At 61.4% G+C, this 19843-nt stretch carries 26 protein-coding genes; 17 read left to right on the plus strand and 9 right to left on the minus strand.

What is annotated here, in order from left to right:
• The first annotated feature begins 173 nt into the window (after positions 1 to 173).
• A protein-coding gene (locus B6V73_RS18045) for an IS3 family transposase (protein ID WP_240504177.1) occupies positions 174 to 1537 on the plus strand; the annotation gives its coding sequence in 2 pieces (ribosomal slippage) (positions 174 to 521 and positions 524 to 1537; 1362 coding nt in all).
• A 30-nt stretch (positions 1538 to 1567) separates the two neighbouring features.
• Here the strand turns inward: B6V73_RS18045 and B6V73_RS18050 are convergent.
• The 3 genes from B6V73_RS18050 to B6V73_RS18055 form a co-directional block, all read right to left on the minus strand.
• On the minus strand, positions 1568 to 2614 hold the full coding sequence (locus tag B6V73_RS18050; protein ID WP_088726024.1) for a YeiH family protein: 1047 nt from the start codon (positions 2612 to 2614) through the stop codon (positions 1568 to 1570).
• 105 nt (positions 2615 to 2719) lie between these two features.
• Complete coding sequence (locus B6V73_RS20885) at positions 2720 to 2884, minus strand: hypothetical protein (RefSeq protein ID WP_168174935.1); 165 nt, start codon at positions 2882 to 2884, stop codon at positions 2720 to 2722.
• Between the two features lie 60 nt (positions 2885 to 2944).
• Positions 2945 to 3364 (minus strand): hypothetical protein, encoded by a 420-nt coding sequence (locus B6V73_RS18055; RefSeq protein ID WP_088726025.1) that lies wholly within the window; start codon positions 3362 to 3364, stop codon positions 2945 to 2947.
• 188 nt (positions 3365 to 3552) lie between these two features.
• On the opposite strand from B6V73_RS18055, the gene B6V73_RS18060 reads away from it, so the two are divergent.
• The 5 genes from B6V73_RS18060 (at position 3553) to B6V73_RS18080 (ending at position 7884) form a co-directional block, all read left to right on the plus strand.
• A complete protein-coding gene (locus B6V73_RS18060) occupies positions 3553 to 4053 on the plus strand; it encodes a sigma-70 family RNA polymerase sigma factor (protein ID WP_088726026.1) in 501 nt (166 codons plus the stop codon).
• Positions 4050 to 4814, plus strand: coding sequence for an anti-sigma factor (locus B6V73_RS18065; protein ID WP_088726027.1), 765 nt, complete (start codon positions 4050 to 4052; stop codon positions 4812 to 4814). The genes B6V73_RS18060 and B6V73_RS18065 overlap by 4 nt, the downstream gene beginning before the upstream one ends.
• Before the next feature lie 112 nt (positions 4815 to 4926).
• A complete protein-coding gene (locus tag B6V73_RS18070) occupies positions 4927 to 5742 on the plus strand; it encodes an extracellular solute-binding protein (RefSeq protein ID WP_088726028.1) in 816 nt (271 codons plus the stop codon).
• Between the two features lie 155 nt (positions 5743 to 5897).
• Positions 5898 to 7082 carry a molybdopterin-dependent oxidoreductase gene (locus B6V73_RS18075; protein ID WP_088726029.1) on the plus strand — a complete coding sequence of 395 codons (1185 nt, stop codon included), beginning with the start codon at positions 5898 to 5900 and terminating at the stop codon, positions 7080 to 7082.
• Positions 7083 to 7140: 58 nt separating this feature from the next.
• A complete protein-coding gene (locus B6V73_RS18080; protein ID WP_088726030.1) occupies positions 7141 to 7884 on the plus strand; it encodes a c-type cytochrome in 744 nt (247 codons plus the stop codon).
• 1 nt (position 7885) lies between these two features.
• On the opposite strand, the gene B6V73_RS18085 is transcribed toward B6V73_RS18080, so the two are convergent.
• The 3 genes from B6V73_RS18085 to B6V73_RS18095 all read right to left on the minus strand — a co-directional run bounded on the left by B6V73_RS18085 (position 7886) and on the right by B6V73_RS18095 (position 10182).
• Positions 7886 to 8626: a hypothetical protein gene (locus B6V73_RS18085; RefSeq protein ID WP_088726031.1), complete on the minus strand. Its 741-nt coding sequence runs from the start codon at positions 8624 to 8626 to the stop codon at positions 7886 to 7888.
• The gene (locus tag B6V73_RS18090) at positions 8623 to 9126 is read right to left on the minus strand and encodes an RNA polymerase sigma factor (protein ID WP_088726032.1); all 504 of its coding nucleotides are present in this window, start codon (positions 9124 to 9126) and stop codon (positions 8623 to 8625) included. The genes B6V73_RS18085 and B6V73_RS18090 overlap by 4 nt, the downstream gene beginning before the upstream one ends.
• A 123-nt stretch (positions 9127 to 9249) precedes the next feature.
• The gene (locus B6V73_RS18095) at positions 9250 to 10182 is read right to left on the minus strand and encodes an IS5 family transposase (protein WP_088726033.1); all 933 of its coding nucleotides are present in this window, start codon (positions 10180 to 10182) and stop codon (positions 9250 to 9252) included.
• A 79-nt stretch (positions 10183 to 10261) separates the two neighbouring features.
• On the opposite strand from B6V73_RS18095, the gene B6V73_RS20565 reads away from it, so the two are divergent.
• A complete protein-coding gene (locus B6V73_RS20565) occupies positions 10262 to 10582 on the plus strand; it encodes an MFS transporter (RefSeq protein WP_143597943.1) in 321 nt (106 codons plus the stop codon).
• Entirely contained in the window at positions 10563 to 10790 is a 228-nt protein-coding gene (locus B6V73_RS18100; RefSeq protein ID WP_143597944.1) for a hypothetical protein, read from the plus strand. Before B6V73_RS20565 ends, B6V73_RS18100 begins: the two co-directional genes overlap by 20 nt.
• Before the next feature lie 178 nt (positions 10791 to 10968).
• Here B6V73_RS18100 and B6V73_RS18105 read toward each other — a convergent pair whose 3' ends face one another.
• Complete coding sequence (locus tag B6V73_RS18105) at positions 10969 to 11181, minus strand: hypothetical protein (protein ID WP_088726035.1); 213 nt, start codon at positions 11179 to 11181, stop codon at positions 10969 to 10971.
• The gene (locus B6V73_RS18110; RefSeq protein WP_088726036.1) at positions 11178 to 11930 is read right to left on the minus strand and encodes a TMEM165/GDT1 family protein; all 753 of its coding nucleotides are present in this window, start codon (positions 11928 to 11930) and stop codon (positions 11178 to 11180) included. The genes B6V73_RS18105 and B6V73_RS18110 overlap by 4 nt, the downstream gene beginning before the upstream one ends.
• 101 nt (positions 11931 to 12031) lie before the next feature.
• Between B6V73_RS18110 and B6V73_RS18115 the strand changes: the two genes are divergently transcribed.
• Positions 12032 to 12889 (plus strand): MurR/RpiR family transcriptional regulator, encoded by an 858-nt coding sequence (locus B6V73_RS18115; protein ID WP_088726037.1) that lies wholly within the window; start codon positions 12032 to 12034, stop codon positions 12887 to 12889.
• A gap of 165 nt (positions 12890 to 13054) precedes the next feature.
• Here B6V73_RS18115 and B6V73_RS18120 read toward each other — a convergent pair whose 3' ends face one another.
• Positions 13055 to 14122: a hypothetical protein gene (locus B6V73_RS18120; RefSeq protein WP_088726038.1), complete on the minus strand. Its 1068-nt coding sequence runs from the start codon at positions 14120 to 14122 to the stop codon at positions 13055 to 13057.
• A 299-nt stretch (positions 14123 to 14421) separates the two neighbouring features.
• Between B6V73_RS18120 and B6V73_RS18125 the strand changes: the two genes are divergently transcribed.
• The 8 genes from B6V73_RS18125 to B6V73_RS18160 all read left to right on the plus strand — a co-directional run bounded on the left by B6V73_RS18125 (position 14422) and on the right by B6V73_RS18160 (position 19797).
• Positions 14422 to 16593 (plus strand): ParB/RepB/Spo0J family partition protein, encoded by a 2172-nt coding sequence (locus B6V73_RS18125; protein ID WP_008335691.1) that lies wholly within the window; start codon positions 14422 to 14424, stop codon positions 16591 to 16593.
• A gap of 126 nt (positions 16594 to 16719) precedes the next feature.
• The gene (locus tag B6V73_RS18130) at positions 16720 to 17100 is read left to right on the plus strand and encodes a DUF3768 domain-containing protein (RefSeq protein WP_008335689.1); all 381 of its coding nucleotides are present in this window, start codon (positions 16720 to 16722) and stop codon (positions 17098 to 17100) included.
• Between the two features lie 116 nt (positions 17101 to 17216).
• Entirely contained in the window at positions 17217 to 17513 is a 297-nt protein-coding gene (locus B6V73_RS18135) for a hypothetical protein (protein WP_008335680.1), read from the plus strand.
• Between the two features lie 77 nt (positions 17514 to 17590).
• The gene (locus B6V73_RS18140; RefSeq protein ID WP_008335679.1) at positions 17591 to 17974 is read left to right on the plus strand and encodes a DUF6878 family protein; all 384 of its coding nucleotides are present in this window, start codon (positions 17591 to 17593) and stop codon (positions 17972 to 17974) included.
• Position 17975: 1 nt separating this feature from the next.
• The gene (locus tag B6V73_RS18145; RefSeq protein WP_008335678.1) at positions 17976 to 18452 is read left to right on the plus strand and encodes a hypothetical protein; all 477 of its coding nucleotides are present in this window, start codon (positions 17976 to 17978) and stop codon (positions 18450 to 18452) included.
• 106 nt (positions 18453 to 18558) lie between these two features.
• Entirely contained in the window at positions 18559 to 19203 is a 645-nt protein-coding gene (locus B6V73_RS18150) for a hypothetical protein (protein WP_008335676.1), read from the plus strand.
• Between the two features lie 50 nt (positions 19204 to 19253).
• Entirely contained in the window at positions 19254 to 19505 is a 252-nt protein-coding gene (locus B6V73_RS18155) for a type II toxin-antitoxin system ParD family antitoxin (protein ID WP_037207773.1), read from the plus strand.
• On the plus strand, positions 19498 to 19797 hold the full coding sequence (locus B6V73_RS18160; protein WP_088726039.1) for a type II toxin-antitoxin system RelE/ParE family toxin: 300 nt from the start codon (positions 19498 to 19500) through the stop codon (positions 19795 to 19797). Before B6V73_RS18155 ends, B6V73_RS18160 begins: the two co-directional genes overlap by 8 nt.
• Positions 19798 to 19843: the final 46 nt, after the last annotated feature.

Here is a 19843-nt window from a genome sequence, read left to right on the forward strand (position 1 = left end):
CAAGAAGGTGCACGATGGACCCGTGCCCTAAGCGCAGAGGGATAAGGTGTATAGGGCGGTTGCAAATTAGGCCACGGTAGCGCCGGTATGTCCCCCGTCAGCGCCTATGGCACAGATTTGAGGTTGTGATTTAAGGATGGTTTGGGCTTCGTCGCAGTGACGAAGGAACGAAGATGAAGCCCAAACCATCCAATACAAAATCGCCGACCAAGCCTCCTGCAGAGCGAGTGGTCAAAGACATCCGGCGTCAGACCCGTCGCCATTTCTCTGCCGAGGACAAGATCCGGATCGTGCTGGAAGGCTTGCGCGGTGACGACAGCATCGCCGAGCTGTGCCGTAAGGAAGGGATTGCGCAGAGCCTGTATTACAGCTGGTCCAAGGAGTTCATGGAAGCCGGCAAACGCCGCTTGGCCGGAGACACCGCCCGCGCCGCGACCACCGGTGACGTACAGGACTTGCGCCGCGAAGCCCGTGCGCTGAAGGAGTGCGTGGCGGACCTGACGCTGGAAAACCGCTTGCTTAAAAAAAGCATGATCGCGGATGGGGGCGACGACGAATGAGGTATCCCGCATCCGAGAAGCTTGAGATCATCCGGATCGTCGCGCAGTCGCATCTGCCGGCCAAGCGTACGCTGGACCAACTCGGCATTGCCCGCCGGACCTTCTATCGGTGGTATGATCGCTACCTCGAAGGCGGGCCGGAAGCGCTGGCGGACAAACCTTCGGCGCCGAGCCGGGTCTGGAACCGCATCGGCAAGGATATCCAGGACCAGATCGTCGAGATGGCGTTGGAGGCGACCGACCTAAGCCCACGCGAACTGGCTGTGCGCTTCATCGATGAAAAACACTACTTCGTGTCGGAAGCAACGGTTTACCGGTTGCTCAAGGCCCATGACCTGATCACGAGCCCGGCTTATACGGTGATCAAGGCGGCCGATCAGTTCCATACCGAGACCACGCGGCCGAACGAGATGTGGCAGACCGACTTCACCTACTTCAAGATCATCGGGTGGGGCTGGATGTACCTGTCGACGGTGCTTGACGACTTCTCGCGCTACATCATCGCCTGGAAGCTATGCACCAACATGCGGGCCGAGGACGTGACCGACACGCTGGACCTCGCACTCGCCGCCTCGGGCTGCGACAGCGCCACGGTGCTGCACAAGCCCAGGCTGCTATCGGACAATGGCCCCAGCTACATCGCTGGCGAACTGGCGGACTACATAGAGGCTCGGAAGATGAGCCATGTCCGCGGCGCCCCGTGTCATCCCCAGACCCAGGGCAAGATCGAGCGCTGGCACCAGACCCTGAAGAACCGCATCTTGCTCGAAAACTACTTCCTGCCCGGCGACCTCGAGGCCCAGATCGAGGCCTTCGTCGAGCACTACAACCACCAGCGCTACCACGAGAGCCTGAACAACGTGACGCCCGCCGACGCCTACTTCGGCAGGGCGCCGGCCATCCTCAAGCAGCGTGAAAGGATCAAACGACAGACCCTCGAATATCGGCGCTTGCAGCACCGCAAGCTCGCCGCATAACATCATCCCGCAGACGAGGCCCGCTCTCCGCTAATCTACGCCCAGAGTTGCGCCAAATGTTCTGACGACGGACACAAGCGACAGGCTGAGCAATACGATGAAAATCCAGGATGCGGCCCCGAGCAATGCGGGACGCACGCCTTCCGCCGCCAACTTTCGGATGTCAGTCTCCAGCCCCATTGCCGCCAGCGCCATCGCAAGCAGAAACTGCGTGAGGCCTGTTGTCCACGGCTCCACGACTTGTGGCACCCAACCGGTCGAGGCAATTCCGACCATGCCGACAAAGCCAAGCACAAACCAAGGAATGGGTGCGCCCCCGGCCTGTTTTCCGTTGGCTTGCTTCGCGGCAAAATAGCCGAGGATCAGCACCATCGGCGCCAGCATCATGACGCGTGTCAGCTTCGCGATTGTTCCGAAATGCCCCGCCTCTTCGCCCTGCTGGAAGGCGGCGGCAACGACCTGCGCAACTTCATGGATCGAGGCTCCGGTCCAGAGGCCGTAGGCGTGCGGCCCAAGCTGCAGGAACGTTTCGGCGACCGGGATGAGGACCATAGAAAGCGAGCCGAATACGGTCACGCAGGCAACCGCATAGGCCACGTCTTCGTCGCTTCCGCGGGTCACGGTGTTCGTCGCGATCACCGCCGAAGCGCCGCAGATGGATGTGCCCGCCGCTATCAGCTCTGTCAGTTTCGCGTCAAGCCCGAGTTGACGGCCCAGCCATTTGGTGAAGAAGAAAGTAGCAACGAGCGTGGCCACAATAACGCCGACGCCGACCCAGCCCACGGCGGCGACCTGTGCAAAGGTCAGCTGCAGCCCGAGCAGTATGATACCGGCACGCAGTATCTTTTTCAGGCTGAATGTCACACCGGGTTTTGCGGCGGCGGGGGTTCCGATCAGATTATGCACAGCCATCCCGATCAGAATGGCCAGGATCAACGGAGATAACAGATTCAAGCCGGGAAGATAGCGCAAACCGAATGCAGCCATTGCAATTGCGCCCGTCAGCGCAAGTCCGGCCCAAGGAGACCGGGGCGCGTTTTGTTCGGCGGTATTTTCAGGAAGTACTGTTTCGGTCATTTCGCCCTCATTCAATCATTTGGAATCGGACATCCGCATAGATCGGGGGCGTCTATGGCTACAATCCAATCACACTCTTATCGCCATAAATGGCTGCAAACGTTTCTATTCCGAATGTTCGATGTCTTTTGTGGCGTCGTTCGGTAGCGGCTCCGAGGCATCTTCATAGAGCGCGGCAAACAGCGCAAATGCGACGGCCGCCGCCATGCCCGCCAAAGGGATCCAATGCCATCGTTTCGATTTCTCGAAGTCCGGTTCCTGGTTCGACATATTGTACCTCCAAAAAACGATCTGGCCGGGCGATCCGAAGAGCACCCGACCGTGAGAGGTTCAGTCGTCGATCGAGATCGGGCTGACCAATGGGCCACCATCGACGACCACCGGCTTGTCGTTCGCTGTGCTCTCGGGCCCGAATTCATAGACGCCGAGTTCGCCATCATCGACGTGAAGCATCGCGATGACCTTGTCGCCATCATATTCACCGGTCAGCGGCACATAGACGTTCTCGGTCATGCCGGCCTTGACATAAGTATGGCCGATCGAGGCCGGCACGACGGGCTTGCCGTCCTTGATTGCGTGGATCACGACCCAGCCATCTGCGGCGGCGGTCACGGACTTGACCACGACGGCGTGACTCAGTTCCTGTTCTGCGGTTTCGAGCGCATTCGACGCATGGCCGTCAGCCAGGGCGACGGACGCGGTGGCGGTCAGGGCCGCGATTGTGGCGATAATCTTCTTCGTGGTGTTCATTAGAACTCTCCTTTGAATTCGGTCGGAGCGCCGCTTTGGGCGGAGCTTGCAAGGTTCACGCCTGTCCGCTCGAAAACCTTCCCAAGTTTTTGTTCACGAACCCGTGATCTATATTCTGGAAAAGATTTCTGGGAATAAACCGGCAGGCTCAGGCGTCACTTTGGTGAATGCATCCAAGCGGAGGCACCATGCCGACCCACCACGCCCTTGCCCAAGAGGCCGACGCCATGAAGCGGTACGCGATCACGCTGACCCGTGACGTGCACACCGCCGATGACCTCGTGCAGGATTGCATGGAACGTGCCTTGCGGAAGTGGACGCTGCGGCGCGAAGGCGTGCCGCTTCGGGCCTGGCTCTTCACGATGATGCGCAACCTGCATGTCGACGGGTGGCGGGGCGCGAAACGACGTCAGACGGATTCTCTTGAGACCATGACATCTCCGCCAGAGATACCGCCGACACAGGAAAACCACGTCGAGTTGAACCGGCTGCTGGCGCGCGTCATGTCTCTGCCCGACGATCAGCGGGCGGCTTTGATACTGGTCAGCATCGAAGGCTTCACCTACCGCGAGGCCGCTCAGATTCTTGGCGTGCCCGAAGGCACGATCCTGAGCCGCGTGAGCCGGGCCCGCGCCGCTTTGCGCGAGGCAACAGATGAGGCCGCCCCCAAACTAAGGAGCGTGACATGACGAGCGCGCTAAAGGATATTCGTGAAGAAGATCTTGTCGCCTATGTGGACGACGCTCTGACGCCTGATCGGAGAAGCCAGGTCGAAGCCTATCTGAACGACACACCAGATGCCGCGCGCCGGGTGGAGGCTGACATGGCTATCGCCCGCGATCTGGGCCGTGCCTTTGCGGGGTTGGTTAGCGATCAACCAATGGGGGCGCTTCCGGCTAATGACCCGCGCAGACACATGCCTTTTGCATGGGCTGCGTCGGTTGCGATGGCGCTGATTGTCGGCGGTGCGGCAGGTTGGGTCCTGCGCCCCGACACAGCTCCGCAACCGACGCCGGGCCTTGTGGCCGAAGCCTTCGCCGCACATCGCACCTTCGTTGTCGAAGTGGCGCACCCGGTCGAGGTCGGAGCCGACAACAAGGGCCATCTGGCCACCTGGCTGACCAATCGGCTGGGACGTCCATTTGTTATCCCCGACCTGCGTGTCGCGGGCCTGTCGTTGGTCGGTGGGCGGCTCCTCCCCTCGCCCACCGAACCAGCGGCACAATTGATGTATGAAGATGGCAACGGTCAGCGCCTGACGCTCTATCTGCGGCGAGGAAGCGACAATGACCCGAGCTTCCGATTTGCCGAAACGGCCACCGAGCAGGCGTTCTACTGGAGCGATACCGAGTTCGCCTATGCCCTGACCGGCGCTCTGCCCCGCGCGCGCCTTCTGGACATTGCGCATCTGCTGCAGGCGCAATTCGAGGATGCCGGCGCGCCGACATGACCTCACGGAGGCGTGAACATAAAATAGGGAAGGGTACTGGATGTCGGTCCGTCAGTCCTGTGAAGACCAACTCGACCGGAGGTGGTCGATACACGACCTGACAGGAGATACCATGCGACTGACAACGCTTCTTGCCACCACGATCCTTGCCGCCGCGCCGGCCTTTGCAGACATCGCCGCCGATCGGCGCGGGGATACACCCTTCAATGATCCATCCATCGAACACGCGCCGAAGGACGGCGTCGTGAAGCTTTACGGCGCTGGCGGACCGCACACGGCGTTCCGGAAGGTCGCGGCCGTATTTGAAGAGCAGACCGGCACCAAGGTCGAAGTGATCGCGGGCCCGGAGTCAAAATGGACCGCTGATGCCCAGGCCGATGCGGATATTCTCTGGGGCACGTCGGAGCAGTCGATGACGGCGTTCCTGCTGACATATACCGCCTTCGATCCGGCAAAGGTCGAGCCGATTTATTTGCGTCCGACGGTGATCGCGGTGAAGGCCGGCAACCCGCTGGGCATCGAAGGCTTCGATGACCTTTTGGCCAACGGGGTGCGGGTCGTGGTGACCGAGGGCGCAGGGGTCTACAACACCTCGGGCACCGGCACATGGGAAGATGTGGCAGGGCGATTGGGCAGCCTTGACGACATCGCCGCCCTGCGCCGCAACATCGTGGCTTATGCGCTCGGGTCCGGTGCTTCGTATGGTGTCATTTCGGGCGGTGATGCCGACGCCTGGATCACATGGCCCAACTGGCCGATCACCAAGGATGACCTGGACATGGTTGAGCTTGCCGAGGAACGGGTAATCTACCGCGACGTGAACGTCGTGCTGTCGCCCGATGCCGACCCGGAGGCACAGCAATTTCTCGATTTCCTCGTCACCGAGGAGGCGCAGGAACTCATGGCGACCGAAGGCTGGCGTCGCTGATCCACTCTTGAAAACCGGAACTCAGGAAATCGGCCACACGCGTGGTCGATTTTTTTTGCGGGTGGCGGGAATAAAGACAGTCAGCCGGACGCCTCTCAGTCATACGGGTGCTGTATGCCATGGAATGCGGTGCCTTGAACCATGGGAGGAAAGCAATGAACATCCAGACACAAGTGAAGCGTCGCCACTTTCTGATCGGCTCGGCCGGAACAATGGCCGCGGCTGCGGTCGGCGGTTCGGTAACGGCGCAGAACGCGACCGATCCGCTGCCCGAGTACGTGGCCTGGAAGGACCCCGACGATTTCATCATCCATTCGAAGCAGACGCTTGAAACCAAGCGCGCGGTACAGGGGACTGAACTAATCACGCCGAGCGACGAGCTCTACATCCGCAACAACCTGCCCGCACCGTCCGAAGATATTGTGGCCGACCGCGATACGTGGGAAATCGAGATCAACGGGGTCGCGAACCCGGGAAAGATGACCGTGGGCGACATGAAGACGCTCGGCGTCGAAACGGTGGTCTGTGTGCTGCAATGCTCGGGGAACGGACGCGCCTTTTTCGACCATGAAACCAGCGGCTCGCAATGGTCGGTCGGGGCCGCGGGCAATGTGGTCTGGACCGGCGTGCCGGTGCGCGCGGTGATCGAGGCGATGGGCGGCGCGGATGCGGACGCCGTGTTCCTGACCGGTACGGGTGGCGAAGAGATCCCGGACGGCCTGCCACCCGAGACAATTCAGGTTGAACGATCGGTTCCAAAGGCAGCGATGGATCAGGCGATCCTGGCGTGGGAGATGAACGGTGAGCCTTTGCCGCTTGCCCATGGCGGCCCCCTGCGGCTGGTCATTCCGGGGTACTACGGCGTGAACAACGTCAAGTATATCAAGCGTCTGGCAATGACGGTCGAGGAATCGCCCAATAAGATCCAGCAAACAAGCTACCGCGTGCGCCCTGTGGGGGAAAAGGGCGATCCCTCGCAGCCGTCAATGTACGAAATGGTCGTCAAGTCTTGGATCACTGGGCCTCTGATGGATGCGGCGACGGGTAAGGTGCAGATCCACGGCGTCGCCATGGGGGGAGTCAGCGGTCTGGACAAGATCGAGGTGTCGACCGACGGCGGGCAAAACTGGGCAGAGGCACAGTTTCTTGGCCCGGACCTTGGCCCATATGCCTGGCGGCCCTTCGTGATGATCACAGAACTGTCCGAAGGCACACATATGCTGGCAAGCCGCGCCACTAACGAAGCGGGCGATAGCCAGCCCGAGACCTTTCCGCCGAATGAACGCGGCTATGGCAACAACGGCTGGCGCGCCCATGCCGTCGACGTGACCGTCAGCTGACCTCAACAACCGGCGACACCCGTTGTCGCCGGGTCGCCCCCAATCCGGAGACATATCTATGACCAATCTATCGACGCCGCCTCTCGGCGCCGTAATGTTCGTCGCCCTGATGTCCAGCACCGCAAGCGCCCAATCCGATCTTGATGCCGGCCGGACGATCTTTACCGAAACCGCGAAACCGGCCTGCGCCCTTTGTCACGCTCTGAAAGATGTAAGATCAGAGGCGGAGATTGGCCCCAGCCTTGATGAATTCAAACCGACGGTCGAGCAGGTCCGCGCTGCCGTGACAAGCGGTATCGGTGTTATGCCGGCTTTCTCAGAAACCTTGACCAAGGAAGAAATCGAAACGGTTTCGAAATACGTGGCCCAGGTCACGGGCGGACTAGGCACCGCGACCGAAAGCGAAACCGCGGACGAGTCAGCTGAAGCTGCCAGTGCCCAAGAGTCGGAAAAGCCCGACAACGAGGTACTGACGCAAATCAACACGGTTGCGGGCGAAAAAACGTTCAGAAAATGCAAGGCTTGCCATACGGTAGATGAGGGTGGGGCCAATCGCGTCGGTCCCAACCTATACGGCATCGTCGGTGCACCCGTGGCAGCGGCCGACGGTTTTCGCTATTCAGACGCACTCATCGAATACGGGGGCGACTGGACACCTGACCGGCTTGCCGCGTTTCTGGCCAGCCCCCGCAAGGCCGTTCCCGGCACGAAAATGAGCTTTGCCGGACTTCGCAAGGCGCAGGATCAGGCCGATGTGATCGCGTATCTCGACAGCTTGACGGACACCGCGAAAACCAATTGACCTAGCCGACGCAGGACCGCGCCGTCCGGATCGTCTCCGAAAGCGACGCCATGACGCTTTCGGAGGCACGCTCGCTGGTTTCAAGCTTGAGATAACTGGCGATGGCATCGAACCGCGTGCGGTCCATCCCTGTCGCGACAATCATATAGCGAAGTTGATCCTTGGACAGCCAGGTTGCCATCTGCTGCCCTGGCGTGTCATTGCCCTCTGGGGAAACGAACGTGCCTCGAAAATAGGTCAATCTGCATCCATTCTGACCCGCGTAGTGGACAATTTCACCGTTGTCCGATGTGCGGAAGAAAACAGCCGTCAGGTGTGCGACGGAAAGGTCGGGTATCCCCACCGCGCCGCCTGCTGCGGCGGACCGCAGCTCCGCGGACTCGACGTCAAATGCCTCAGCCGCCAGTTCGGCGTGAATTTCGAAAGCTGTCGGGGTGGTATCAAAAGCCGGGCCGAAAGCCACAGCTAAGGCAATTGCCGCAGCAACGGCACCGACCGCAAGCAAGCGCCGTGGGTGCCAGTTACTGTTTGCGGAACTGGTATCCAGCGCAGAGGCCGATTGCACCAGGCTTGGCCGCAAGGCCGCCAAGCTGTCAGAGACGTTCCGCACGTCCTCAAGCGCTGCAGCAAGCGCGGGCTCGGACGCAAGCCGACCCTCGAATGCGTGTAAGTCTGCTGCGCACAACTCACCATCGTGGTAGGCGTTGACCTGTTCCCAGTCCTTGTCGTGCAGTTCATTCATGTCTTCCGCGTCGCTTCCTGCTTTGACGTTTCGGCTCCATCGACGATTTCCAACAGCGCCTTGCGGGCACGGCTGATCCGGCTCATCACCGTTCCATTCGGCACATCCATCACTTTCGCCGCCTCGGCGTACTTCAACCCCATGATATCAACGAGACACAGAACCTCGCGGGTCTCGGGCGGCAGTTTTTCAAAGGCCAGCCGGATCAATACGTCCCGCTCGGTGTCCGATGGACCCGTTTCAGTGGATAGACGTTTTTCGGCCGCGAAATATTCCCGACGCACGCGCCTTTTTCTCAGCTCATCGTAATGCAGGTTGCGAATGACACGGAACATCCAGGGCCGCAGCTCATCCAGCAAAGTCGGCTTCCGGTCCGACCGCAACCCCCGCTCGACCGCATCCTGAACAAGGTCTTCGGCCTCGTGGCGGGAATGGCAGATGGCAATCGCATAGGCCCGAAGTTCAGGCAATAGGATTTCAATGGAAGTCAGCTGCGCCATGACGAACCGTACCGCGTTTGCAGGCCGGGTCAAAGCAAACAAAGCGCGCTGGAAATCTCAGGCCAGGGCGGCGTTGTTGCAGAACTCACGCCTGAGGCATGACTTCCCCTTACCCCGCTGATGTTATGCCACGCGAACGATCTCGGCGGTGCCGAGGGCATTGAAGCGGTTCATGAGGGCGACTCGGATATGGATCTCGGCGGTTTGGAGGTCGGGGTCTTTCGCGGCGATGCGCTCGCCGAATTCCTTGATACCTCGCATCTTCGCCTCCACCCGGCTTCGAGCGTGGAATCCGGTCCAAGTATTCCAGAATGCCTTGCCGTAGTGCTTGGTGGCGCGCAGCGTCTCGTTTCGGGCCTTTGCCGCCGGGCCGTTTTCCTTCCAGGGGCGCCCGTTCTTGCGGATCGGGATGATCGGAACAGCCAGCCGCGCGGTGATGGCCGCTTGGCAGCGGCGCGTATGGTAGGCCTCGTCGGCGGTCACTGTGCCGATTTGCTCGTCCTTGGGGATCTGGCCGAGCAGATCAGGTTGGATTGGGCTGTCGCCATCTCCGCTCGGAGTGAACTCGATCGCCCGAATGTCGGAAGTGGCCGTATCCATGGCCAAATGCACCTTGCGCCACTGGCGGCGGCCACGGACGCCGTGCTTACGGGCCTGCCACTCGCCGTCGCCGAGGAACTTGATGCCGGTGCTATGCACGAGCAGGTTGAGTCGGCCATCGACACGGCGATACGGTATCTGAACCACTAGGGTCTTTTGCCTCCGGCACAAGGTGCTGAAGTCGGGCACGGTCCAGTCCAGACCCGCCAGCCGGAGCAAGTGGGCCACCATACCGGCGGTCTGTCGCAATGGCAGCTTGAACAGCACCTTGACCGACAGACAGAACTGGATGGCGGCATCCCAGAAGACAGGTGAACGGCCGAGCCGCTTTTCGGGCGGTGCAAACCAGGCCATCTTCCGGTCGATCCAGATCAACATCGAGCCGCGCGTGCGCAGCGCCTCGTTGTAGCTGGACCAGTTCTTCATGCTATAACCGGCGGGAAGAGGCTTGTTCATGCGGCCCGACTAACCGACTGGACTCACACTGTGAATCTCACCCAGTCAGAGTTCTGTATCAACCCGTGGTGCGACGCTGATGGCGCTGCCGTTCTACGTCGTGGCCTCCTCTGAACGCGGAATTGACGCGGCTGATACCGGCATCCTGCTCGCGGCGCAGACCGCTGGCGCGCTGATGTACAATCCGCTTTGGGGCTGGCTCGGGGACGGTGCAGGTAAACGGACGATGCTGCGGATCGTCGCTTTTGTGAGAATGATACCGCCGGTGATTGTTTTGGGACTGCTGCAAACAGAATCTGGGTTGGTCGGTTTTGTGCTGCTCGTCGTGGTGATCCGGGGCGATGATGAAGGGCGTGACCTTGGGCTATCTGGACTACCTGATGGAAATCTCTCCCGATGATCGCAGGCCCGCCTATTCCGCTTATTTCAATGCGCTAGCGTTTCCCGCAGCACTTCTGCTCCTGCTCCTGCTCCTGCTCCTGCTCGGGGCCGGGTTCGTTGCGGTGATCTCGTTCCACGCGGTATTCGTGGCGGCCATTCTCGTGGCGCTCTGGCAGGTCTGCCTGCTCTCCCGGATTTCGCGATTGCTAAGGTATGCTGCGCCATGATCCGAGTATGGTGCGCTTTCACGCGACCGAAGACGTCGAGGGCTGGCGTCGGGGCCTTTCTGGCTTCAACGGTTCAAAGTCATGCAAGCATTGGCAGACGGATGAAGGTCCGAGTTAGTCTGGCAAGCTTGCACCCCGTCAAAAGGCCTCTTGGTTGAGTGCACACTGCCGTCCAAGGTCACTTGCGACGACGCGTCTCGCGCAGTACCGCTTCGCCGAGCACCAGCACGCATCCGGCGGCCAGTGTCAGGGCCGCCCCAATCGGTCCCAGAACCCCCTTGTCTGTTAGGATGGCCACCAGGACCACGCCGCCGACGACCGCCAGCGTGAGCCGCAGGTCGGCCACGAACATCTTGAGAAGTTCCTTGAAGACTTCGCCGAGGATGGTCATGCGAGGCTCCTTCCTGAAGTGGTGCGCGCAAGACGCGCAAGGCCGATGCCGGATAGCAGGAACAGCGCCGCCAGAGGCAGGAGCGCAAGGTCGGCCCCGGGCCATTCCGCGCCCAGCCCTTCGCCGGTCCAGAAGACACCGAAGGCGGACAGCATGACGCCCACACCGAACTTCAGCGTGTTCTCGGGCACCTGCGACAATGGCTTGTGCACGGCTGCGCCCACGATCAGGACGAGAGCGCAGGCTGCCAGGGCACCGAGCGAAGCCTCCCACAAGAGACCCTTGCCGGCGCCGACGGCGACGACGATGAAGGCAACCTCAAGCCCTTCCAGCAGCACCGCCTTGAAGGCGGCGATCCCTGCGATCCACTGCAATGTCCGCGGCGACCCCGTCTGCGACCGAAGCTCCGCGGTTTCCTCGTCATAGGCCAAGGTCTCGTCATGCAGAGCGATGACACCGGCCGAGCGCAGGACGGCTTTCCTGAGCCAGCCCATGCCGAACAGGAGCAGCAGCATGCCGACGACCAGTTGCAGGGCCTGGATCGGGATGAAGCGCAGCGCCGGCCCGAGGATCAGGACGACGAGGCCAAGGACGGCAAGCGCCGCGGCGGTCCCGACGATGGCCGGTCGCCATCCTCGCGCGGTGCCGACGGCCAGCACGATGGTGAACGCTTCCACCACCTCGACGATCGAGGCGAGGAAGGCCGCCGTGACGGCGGGAAACAGGACAGTCCAGAAATCCGGCGGCATGGGATCCTCCCCATATTGCGCTTGGCTACGATTCGGTTGCGACTCGCTTGTCGTGATTACTACATCTTGCTTGTAGCGTTTACAACAGGTATGTAGTGAACATGAGCAAGGCCACATTCTCCGACCGGATCTCCACCCTCGACGCGGCGGTTTCGCCCGCCGAGTCGCGCCTCATCGACTGGTTCGCCCGCAATCGCGAGACCGCCCTGCATGCCTCGGCCGCAGAGATCGCCGAAGCCGCGGCGACCAGCGACGCCACCGTGATCCGCACCGCGCGCAAGCTTGGCTATGCCGGGCTGGCCGATCTGCGCCACGCCCTGGCCGAGGATTTGCGCCGCGACCTGACGCTGGCGGACCGCATGGCGAGCGAACTGGCGCGGCCTGGCGCGGTCCCGGGCCTGCAGACATCGGCACAGGCCTTGCGCGCTTCGCTGGACGCCATCGAGGCGCTAGAGGAATCGGTCGTTTCGGACATCGTCAGGTCAATTGCCACCGCGCGCCGGATACACGTCTTCGGCATCGGGCCGTCGGGTTTCATCGCCGGGTACTTTGCGGCGCAACTGGGGCGCCTCGGTTTCGATGCGCGGGCCTTGTCGCGCACCGGCCTGCAGTTTGCCGACGATCTCGTGGGGATTGGCGCCGGCGACGCAGTCGTGGCCCTGGCCTATGATCGCCCCTATCCCGAGGTGCGGGCTCTGTTCGACCGGGCCTCGCGCCTGAACCTTCGCTCCCTCCTGATCACCTCGAACGGGCCGCGCCTTCCCGACCCGCGCGCGAGCATCCTCGTGCGCGCGCCCCGCGGCCGCACAGGCGGTTTCGGCCTGCACGCGGGAACGCTCGCCTTGCTCGAGGGTCTCCTCCTCGCGATTTCGGCGGCCGAACCCGACAGGACGAAGGCGGCGCTCGAGGATCTGAACGCCGCCCGCGAAGCACTTTCGGGGTCTGGCATGGGATTGTGAAATCTTCGGGCGCTTACTGTAACGGTGCGCTTGAGCAAGCCCGTTGAAGACTGCCACTTTGGCACGGCAACCGGGCAACTGACGCTGGCACACACTGGTTCGAAGTCTTTGTGCTTCTATGCTGATCAAATTGAGCGTGGGTCTATTGTGACGCACAGCACCGTGTCAGATTGCAGCCCGCCACATCCGAAAACGACCCTGACCTGTGACTTCCTGGACCAAGCTTTTGTTCTCCAACCAGGTCAGGTTTCGCTGAACTGCGGCCCGGCTCGCACCGGTCATTGCCTCGGCCATTGGGGCGGAGACAAGTGGCCACTCCGTCAGCATCTGGCGTAGCGCTCGCGGCGTTTTCCCCGAAAGCATTGCAGTCATTGCCTCCGCCCGCGTCGCCCAAGCTTCGATATCGTCCAAGTGACGCATCGCCGTTAGAATAGCGACGTTCAATCCGTCCAGCCAGTGGGCCAACCGTTCAGGTGGCAAGCCAGAGGCGCGTAGCCCCCCTGCTCCGCCCATGGCGAGAGGTGCAAATATGGCACCCCTTCCGTCGCTGGCCGCGATCCTCGACGCGGTGACGGCGGCCTCGATCTGGTCGCTGTGTTGTCCGAGGCCCGCCAGACTCCAGAGATGAAAGCCCATGCAAGCCCGGGTGATTGGGTGAAGCTCGGCTGCGGCTGTCATTACGTCCAGCCATCCGCCCGCGCGATCTTCGAAACGCTCAGCGCTGTCTTCAATAGTCTCGGGATCGCGGCGATCCAGGAAGGCGGCCAAATCAGCCTTCGGTCCGGGACCGCCTGTCAGGCGCCGAACAGCCCATCCAACTCTTGCAAGGGCATTTGGGTCATCCTGTGCGCCCGAGAGCCGCATCGATATCCAGAGCGCCAGACGATCAGAACTCACCCGATCCCCTGCGAACCAGCTGAGGTCCGCTGCCTCGATAAGAGCGAGGCGATGCCGCCAGCCTTCCGGGCCACGCAGCAGCCGGTCATCCAGAGCACCCAGGCGTCCAGCGACCCGTGCCAGTCGCGCAGCGTGAACGCCTTCTGCCTTTGTCCAGTCTTCGATGACAGCAGTGTCGGGCGGTTCCGCCCGTGTCCCGGGAGGCAAATCATCCGGTTCTTCTTCGAGTGGTCCCGGCAGAAACCAGAGATCCTCTTCGCGAGCCTCTTCATCCCCCTCGATGGTGATGAGGGGGTTATTGAAATCATCAGTAAAAGAGAATGCTTGGGTCTTCATATGTGCAAAATACTGTTCTTTTGCACATTACCCAAGTGACTTTGTGGCGGTTGCCTTCGCTCTTTATTTAGTATGCGCGCGCGACTGCCGGTGAAACCTCTCAGATCGCGCTCAGCGCAAGGAAACCAAGGGTTTTTGGACGAGCGCGACGAGAGATCACCTACTTGCATTCGTTTACAAACGGTCGATTGGTGACGTGATCCGCAATTGGAAAAAGCCAGAGAAAGGGAAGCCCGGGTGCCGGGCTTGATAGGATAGAGAGAGTCTCATCCGGGTCCGGCGTAACAAGGACCCTGACCATGGCCAAGACCTCAACCCGCCCGAAACCCGCCACCGTGAAGAAGACAGAAGCCGCCGCATCGGCAACGGCTGACGGAGCGACCGACATTCGTCTGATCCCGCTCGACCAGCTGGAGCCCAGCCCGCTCAACGTTCGCAAGGTGGCGCCGAGCGCCAGCGTCGAAGCCGAGCTTCTCGCAAGCATTCGCGAAACCGGCATCAAGCAGAACCTGGTGGTTCATGCGCTGTCTGAGACACGTTTTGCGGTTGATGCCGGCGGTCGCCGCCTCAAGGCGCTGAAGCAGCTCGCCGATGACGGCGTGATCCCAGTTGATCACCCCGTGCCCTGCCTCGTCGAGGACGAGCGCAACGCCATCCTCACATCTACCACGGAAAACCTCCAGCGCGCGGCGATGCACCCGGCCGACCAGTTCGAAGCTTTTGAGGCGATGATCGCCGAGGGGCGCAGCGAGGACGAGATCGCGCTGAAGTTCGGCGTCTCGGTCGACCTGGTGCGACGTCGTCTCAAACTCGCCCGTGTCGCGCCCGAGATCATCGAACAATTCCGTGCGGGCGATCTGACCCTCGAATGCGTGATGGCTTTCACGCTGACCGACGACCATGACCGCCAACTGGCAGTTTGGAACGCGGTGAAGGGCGGCTATCACATCCACCCACAGAGCATCAAACGCCAGCTGACTGAGACCGCGCATTCGGCGAACTCGGCCCTCGGGCGCTTTGTCGGCATCGAGGCGTATGAGGCGGCAGGCGGCGTTCTGCTGCGCGATCTCTTCGACGATCGTGCCAGCGCCCATATGGAAAACCCCGAGCTCCTGGAGCGCCTCGCCATCGAGAGGCTGCAGGCTGCGGCCAAGACTTTTGAGGGGATGTGGAAATGGGTCGAGGTTCACCTCTCGGTCGACTACGGCGCGTTTCGCAGTTTCGGGCGGGTCTATCCGCAGGATGTCGATCCCGATCCGGACTTGCTCGCCGAGGAGGAACGTCTCATCGCCCGCGAAGAGGAATTGGCGGCGCAGAACGACGGCGAGGATTGGTCTGAGGCGGAGACGGAGGAATACTACGCAATCGAGCCGCGTTTGCGCGAGATCGAAGCCCTGCAGCGCGAACGGCAACCGTACGCGGACGAAGATCGTGCCATCGCGGGCGTGGTTCTGACCATCGGTCATGACGGGGCGCTACGTGTCGAGAAAGGCCTCGTGCGACCAGAAGATATCCCCGCTGCGACCGAGCCGGGCGAGGATAGTGCTGAAGCGGGTGATGCCCCATCCCCTGCCCGCCCGCACGTGACGCCGCCAACCTCCTCGACGCCGGTGCCAACCTCCGATCCGGCGGCGACCTTGCGCAAGGCGGATGGGATTTCGGCGAGCCTCGCCGACGATCTGCGCGCGACGCGTCAGCACATCCTGCGGGCGCATCTGGCGGCGGATTTCGAGGTGGCGTTCGATGCGATGCTCTACGCGCTCTGCGAACAGGCTTTGGGGCGGTCCTACAACAACGAAGCGCTCGACATCTCGATCCGGCCTTTCCAGGCGCAAGACCGCGAGGTGCTGCATGCGGATACTGTCGCCCAGAAAATGCTCGAGGCACTGGAACAGGACCTCGCCACCGACTGGATGAAGCTCGAGAAACCAGAGGACTTCCGGGTGATGTCGGCGCTGCCTCTTGCCGATAAGCAGGCGCTTTTCGCCTGGGCGACGGGTCTGGCGGTAAAGCCGCAGCTCTCCTCCGACAATCGCCCCTCCCCAATCATCGAGGAGATTGGCGCGCGGCTTGATGTCGATGTGGCGGCCTGCTGGCGCCCGACCGCGCAAAACTACTGGGGTCGAGTCAACAAGGGCCATGCAGTCGCGACTGCGCTCAAGCTGATCAGCGAGGACTACGCCGAAGATCGCAATCGCGAGCGCAAGGGCGATATCGCGGCCGCGATGGAGCGGGCTTTCGCGGAAACCGCCGGCGAGACGGAAGGGTTCGGCGCGGCGACGGTTGCGAAGACGACGCGCTGGCTGCCCGACGGGATGGCGTTTGCCGGTGCGATGGACGCTGACGCCGACATGGGTGACGATGTGCCCGAGGCCGAAGAAGGCGACCAGCCCGCCTCAGATACTCAGATCGATGCCGAGAACGACGAACCGTCGTCCTTGCCAGCCTTCCTCAGTGGGGATGCTGCCTGACGAAGCGACCACCGACCTGAACCTGACATGATCTCTGGGCCGTCCTCACATCGAGGGCGGCCCTTTCCGGCTGGCGGGTTGACCACAGCCGATAACGGATCAGCTGGCCCGTCCCGGAGAATTCCTATGACCACCACACTCGACCTCGACCCCGTTCAGGAAGCCGCACTTATCGCTGCGCAGAATGACGCCTTTCGCCGTACCATCCTTGGCAATGCCCCAGTTGCCGATGCCCCGCAGGGCCAGTTCGTAATGACACGCGGCGTCGCGGCGCTTGGGCTCGATGTGCAGCTGGAACTCACCCGCCGCGTCGCCGCTTTCGACACCTTCATTGCCGACAGCGACCCCCATGGCTGGCACGAGATGGGTGTCATTGAGCTTGAGGACACGACGGTCTGGTTCAAACTCGACCTGTACGATGTCGACTACCAATACGGCTCCCCCGAGCCCTCTGACCTTGCGCAAACGCGTCGGGTCCTGACCCTGCTGCTGCCGTCGGAATACTGACGCCCCCCATCCCTAGTCACCGCCCCGGACCGCCCTTGCACAAAGGGCGGTCCTTTCAGGCTGGCGGGTTCCAAAGGGCGCGATACCCGCGTCCGGCCCGCCACAGGAGACCAGAGATGGCCAAGACACTCGACTACCAGATTACCCTCTATCCCGCGCATCGCGATGGCGCCTTCGTTGTCACTCAGTTCCAGATGATGGCGAGCTACCCCGAAAAGCGCATCCAGGCCGCGGGAATGGATGACCTGATCGACAAGGTGACGCAGTTCGCAATGGAGCACGGCGAGAGCTGCAGCGCTTCGGTGCGTTGTCTCGCCCCGCGCAAACCGCCGGGGTTCAAGCGCGCGACCGAGAACCTCTATTTCAACCTGGTAGATCGGACGGCTGAAGACCGCGGCGACGCTGCGGCCTGAAGCCCCGCAGGAAACTTCCTGGGCGACCCCGCGTAATGGTCGCCCTCCCATTTCCTCAATTCCAAAGGATCAAAGACATGACACAAGAGACTGATTTCTACGCGCAGATACTCGAATCCCAGAGGCGTGCTGCCGAACAGCGGGTAGAAACCCGCGCGACGCTTCTTTCCGAACTGCGCACCCTCGGCGTAACGAACATCGAGGTGCAATACGAAGGCTACGGCGATTCCGGCAATGTCGAGGATGTCGTGGTGACCCCTGACACGATCATCCTGACGGAAGACCTGCGGCGCCGGGCCGAAGATTTCGGCTGGGACTTCGCCTATGCCCTGTGCCCCGGGTTCGAGAACAACGAGGGCGGCTATGGTGAACTGACTTGGTCGCTTGAGACTGACAAGATCGATGTCAGTCATTCGAACCGTTACATCGAGACCAACACCACTGAACACGAGGGGCTCTGACATGGCACACCCCCTCCATCACGCTGAAAGCTCAGCCCGAAAGTTTGGCGGTGTGCCAAACGATTACCAGCATGTGCATGACTGGTTTGACTCATCCAAAGAGCACCTAGGTCTCTTTGTTCACAGAGCCCAAAAACATCATACCGTTGGGATCTATGATGCTGAACGCCACTTCGGTCGCAGCCTGACCAACAGCGCGGGCCGGGTTGTTCCCATCCGCTGGATCGGCGAGCAGCATGTGCGCGAAGACTGCCAAGGACGCATCCCGTCGCTGGCGGACTGGCTCGGGCGCATCCAGCCAGAGCCGTGGATGGCCAATGGCCGGATCGACAACGACCCGACACAGATTGTTGGCGATCCGCGCGCAGTTTGGGTCGCGGCGGTGGTCAATCACCAGACCATTCTCGGCTTCGAGGACTGGCTGCTGAAGGTTTCGGTTGAGCACATCCAAGATCGTCAGAACCGCGCTGCTGCCTGATCCACCGGACGGCAAACTCGCCGACCACCTGACCACGTCCAAATCGACCCGCCTGCGGCCTCAACCGGCTCGGCGGGTCGATTGCGTTTCAAGAAAGGATATCGAAATGCAAGACCCTGTCTACGAGGAGGCCTACCAAGGCCATACCATCAAGATCTACCATGACCCGGATACTGAGAGCCCGAGGGAGTGGTCCAACCTCGGGAAACTGATCTGCTGGCACCGGCGCTATCGGCTGGGCGACAGCCATCCCTTCGACAGCCCAGATGCGCTCCTGCGCGATCTCTCGGGCGTCACAGACCAGAGCGACCTCTCGATTGAGCAGCTGCGCGAGCGCGCCGAGCGCAAGGCGATCTTATTGCCCGTGTTTCTCTACGATCATTCCGGTCTCGCGATGAACACGATCGGGTTTCACTGCCCGTGGGATTCCAGCCAAGTCGGCTATGTCTACGTGACGCTCGACGCGGTCCGGGAAGAGTTCGGCGTGAAACGCGTCACCAAGGCGATGCGCGAAAAGGCCAAAAACATTCTGCGCGCTGAGATCGTCACCTTCGATGCCTACCTCGGCGGCCAGGTTTATGGCTATGTCGTCGAGCGTGACGGCGAGGAGGTCGATGCCTGCTGGGGGTTCTTCGGGCACTATGAGTTGGACTGCCTGTCCGAGGCACGAGCATTTGTAGATCACCTGACTTTGCGAGAGCTGCACAGACCTGCCGGCGCCGAACAGGGCGCAAGCCCACCCCCGAGTTGAAATGCCCGAAATACTCATATATCTTATTCATGCGTATTCTGGAGATGAGCATGGCAAGCACAAGCGTCACACTTGGCCCCCATTGGGACGAATTCATCGCCCTGATGCTTAAAGAGGGGCGTTACGGGTCAACCAGCGAGTTGATCCGCGCCTCTCTGCGCCTGATGGAGGAGCAGGAAGGTCAGCGGGCGCGGCTTCGCGTTGCGCTGATGGAGGGCAAACAATCCGGTGACGCCGGTCCGCTTGACATGGATGAGATCAAGCGCGAGGCGCGGAGCCGCTCTGGCGCTTCTGATGCGTGAAATCCATCACTCCCAGGCGGCAAAATCCGATCTCGTCGATATCTGGGTCGAGACACATCGACAATGGGGCGAGGCGCAGGCGGACCGCTATCTCGACGATATCGAGCGTGCTCTGAAGGGACTGATCGCCAATCCTCAAATGGGGTCTGACTGTTCCGATCTCTTGCAGGGCGCGCGGAAACTGATCACGGGTCGGCATCTTGTGTTCTATGAGGTGGACCCGGACAGGATATTCGTGATCCGGGTTTTGCATCAATCCATGGACGTGCCGCGGCATCTGCGGTCGTTCTGACACCGGACAAATACGCATCGGGGCTTTGCCAGAAAGAGCGAGAGGC

Source organism: Thioclava sp. JM3, from assembly GCF_002213185.1.
GTDB lineage: Bacteria > Pseudomonadota > Alphaproteobacteria > Rhodobacterales > Rhodobacteraceae > Thioclava > Thioclava nitratireducens.

What these genes read in the sequence shown, in the direction of transcription:
- B6V73_RS20565 (WP_143597943.1), top strand. Translation starts at nt 10,262, where the DNA reads ATGGCGCTGCCGTTCTACGTCGTGGCCTCCTCTGAACGCGGAATTGAC.
- B6V73_RS18115 (WP_088726037.1), top strand. Translation starts at nt 12,032, where the DNA reads ATGAGCAAGGCCACATTCTCCGACCGGATCTCCACCCTCGACGCGGCG.
- B6V73_RS18090 (WP_088726032.1), bottom strand. Translation starts at nt 9,126, where the DNA reads ATGGCGCAGCTGACTTCCATTGAAATCCTATTGCCTGAACTTCGGGCC.
- B6V73_RS18100 (WP_143597944.1), top strand. Translation starts at nt 10,563, where the DNA reads ATGGAAATCTCTCCCGATGATCGCAGGCCCGCCTATTCCGCTTATTTC.
- B6V73_RS18065 (WP_088726027.1), top strand. Translation starts at nt 4,050, where the DNA reads ATGACGAGCGCGCTAAAGGATATTCGTGAAGAAGATCTTGTCGCCTAT.
- B6V73_RS18060 (WP_088726026.1), top strand. Translation starts at nt 3,553, where the DNA reads ATGCCGACCCACCACGCCCTTGCCCAAGAGGCCGACGCCATGAAGCGG.
- B6V73_RS18105 (WP_088726035.1), bottom strand. Translation starts at nt 11,181, where the DNA reads ATGACCATCCTCGGCGAAGTCTTCAAGGAACTTCTCAAGATGTTCGTG.
- B6V73_RS18145 (WP_008335678.1), top strand. Translation starts at nt 17,976, where the DNA reads ATGGCACACCCCCTCCATCACGCTGAAAGCTCAGCCCGAAAGTTTGGC.
- B6V73_RS18160 (WP_088726039.1), top strand. Translation starts at nt 19,498, where the DNA reads ATGCGTGAAATCCATCACTCCCAGGCGGCAAAATCCGATCTCGTCGAT.
- B6V73_RS18150 (WP_008335676.1), top strand. Translation starts at nt 18,559, where the DNA reads ATGCAAGACCCTGTCTACGAGGAGGCCTACCAAGGCCATACCATCAAG.
- B6V73_RS18085 (WP_088726031.1), bottom strand. Translation starts at nt 8,626, where the DNA reads ATGAATGAACTGCACGACAAGGACTGGGAACAGGTCAACGCCTACCAC.
- B6V73_RS18095 (WP_088726033.1), bottom strand. Translation starts at nt 10,182, where the DNA reads ATGAACAAGCCTCTTCCCGCCGGTTATAGCATGAAGAACTGGTCCAGC.
- B6V73_RS18125 (WP_008335691.1), top strand. Translation starts at nt 14,422, where the DNA reads ATGGCCAAGACCTCAACCCGCCCGAAACCCGCCACCGTGAAGAAGACA.
- B6V73_RS18080 (WP_088726030.1), top strand. Translation starts at nt 7,141, where the DNA reads ATGACCAATCTATCGACGCCGCCTCTCGGCGCCGTAATGTTCGTCGCC.
- B6V73_RS18055 (WP_088726025.1), bottom strand. Translation starts at nt 3,364, where the DNA reads ATGAACACCACGAAGAAGATTATCGCCACAATCGCGGCCCTGACCGCC.
- B6V73_RS18130 (WP_008335689.1), top strand. Translation starts at nt 16,720, where the DNA reads ATGACCACCACACTCGACCTCGACCCCGTTCAGGAAGCCGCACTTATC.
- B6V73_RS20885 (WP_168174935.1), bottom strand. Translation starts at nt 2,884, where the DNA reads ATGTCGAACCAGGAACCGGACTTCGAGAAATCGAAACGATGGCATTGG.
- B6V73_RS18075 (WP_088726029.1), top strand. Translation starts at nt 5,898, where the DNA reads ATGAACATCCAGACACAAGTGAAGCGTCGCCACTTTCTGATCGGCTCG.
- B6V73_RS18140 (WP_008335679.1), top strand. Translation starts at nt 17,591, where the DNA reads ATGACACAAGAGACTGATTTCTACGCGCAGATACTCGAATCCCAGAGG.
- B6V73_RS18120 (WP_088726038.1), bottom strand. Translation starts at nt 14,122, where the DNA reads ATGAAGACCCAAGCATTCTCTTTTACTGATGATTTCAATAACCCCCTC.
- B6V73_RS18050 (WP_088726024.1), bottom strand. Translation starts at nt 2,614, where the DNA reads ATGACCGAAACAGTACTTCCTGAAAATACCGCCGAACAAAACGCGCCC.
- B6V73_RS18070 (WP_088726028.1), top strand. Translation starts at nt 4,927, where the DNA reads ATGCGACTGACAACGCTTCTTGCCACCACGATCCTTGCCGCCGCGCCG.
- B6V73_RS18155 (WP_037207773.1), top strand. Translation starts at nt 19,254, where the DNA reads ATGGCAAGCACAAGCGTCACACTTGGCCCCCATTGGGACGAATTCATC.
- B6V73_RS18110 (WP_088726036.1), bottom strand. Translation starts at nt 11,930, where the DNA reads ATGCCGCCGGATTTCTGGACTGTCCTGTTTCCCGCCGTCACGGCGGCC.
- B6V73_RS18135 (WP_008335680.1), top strand. Translation starts at nt 17,217, where the DNA reads ATGGCCAAGACACTCGACTACCAGATTACCCTCTATCCCGCGCATCGC.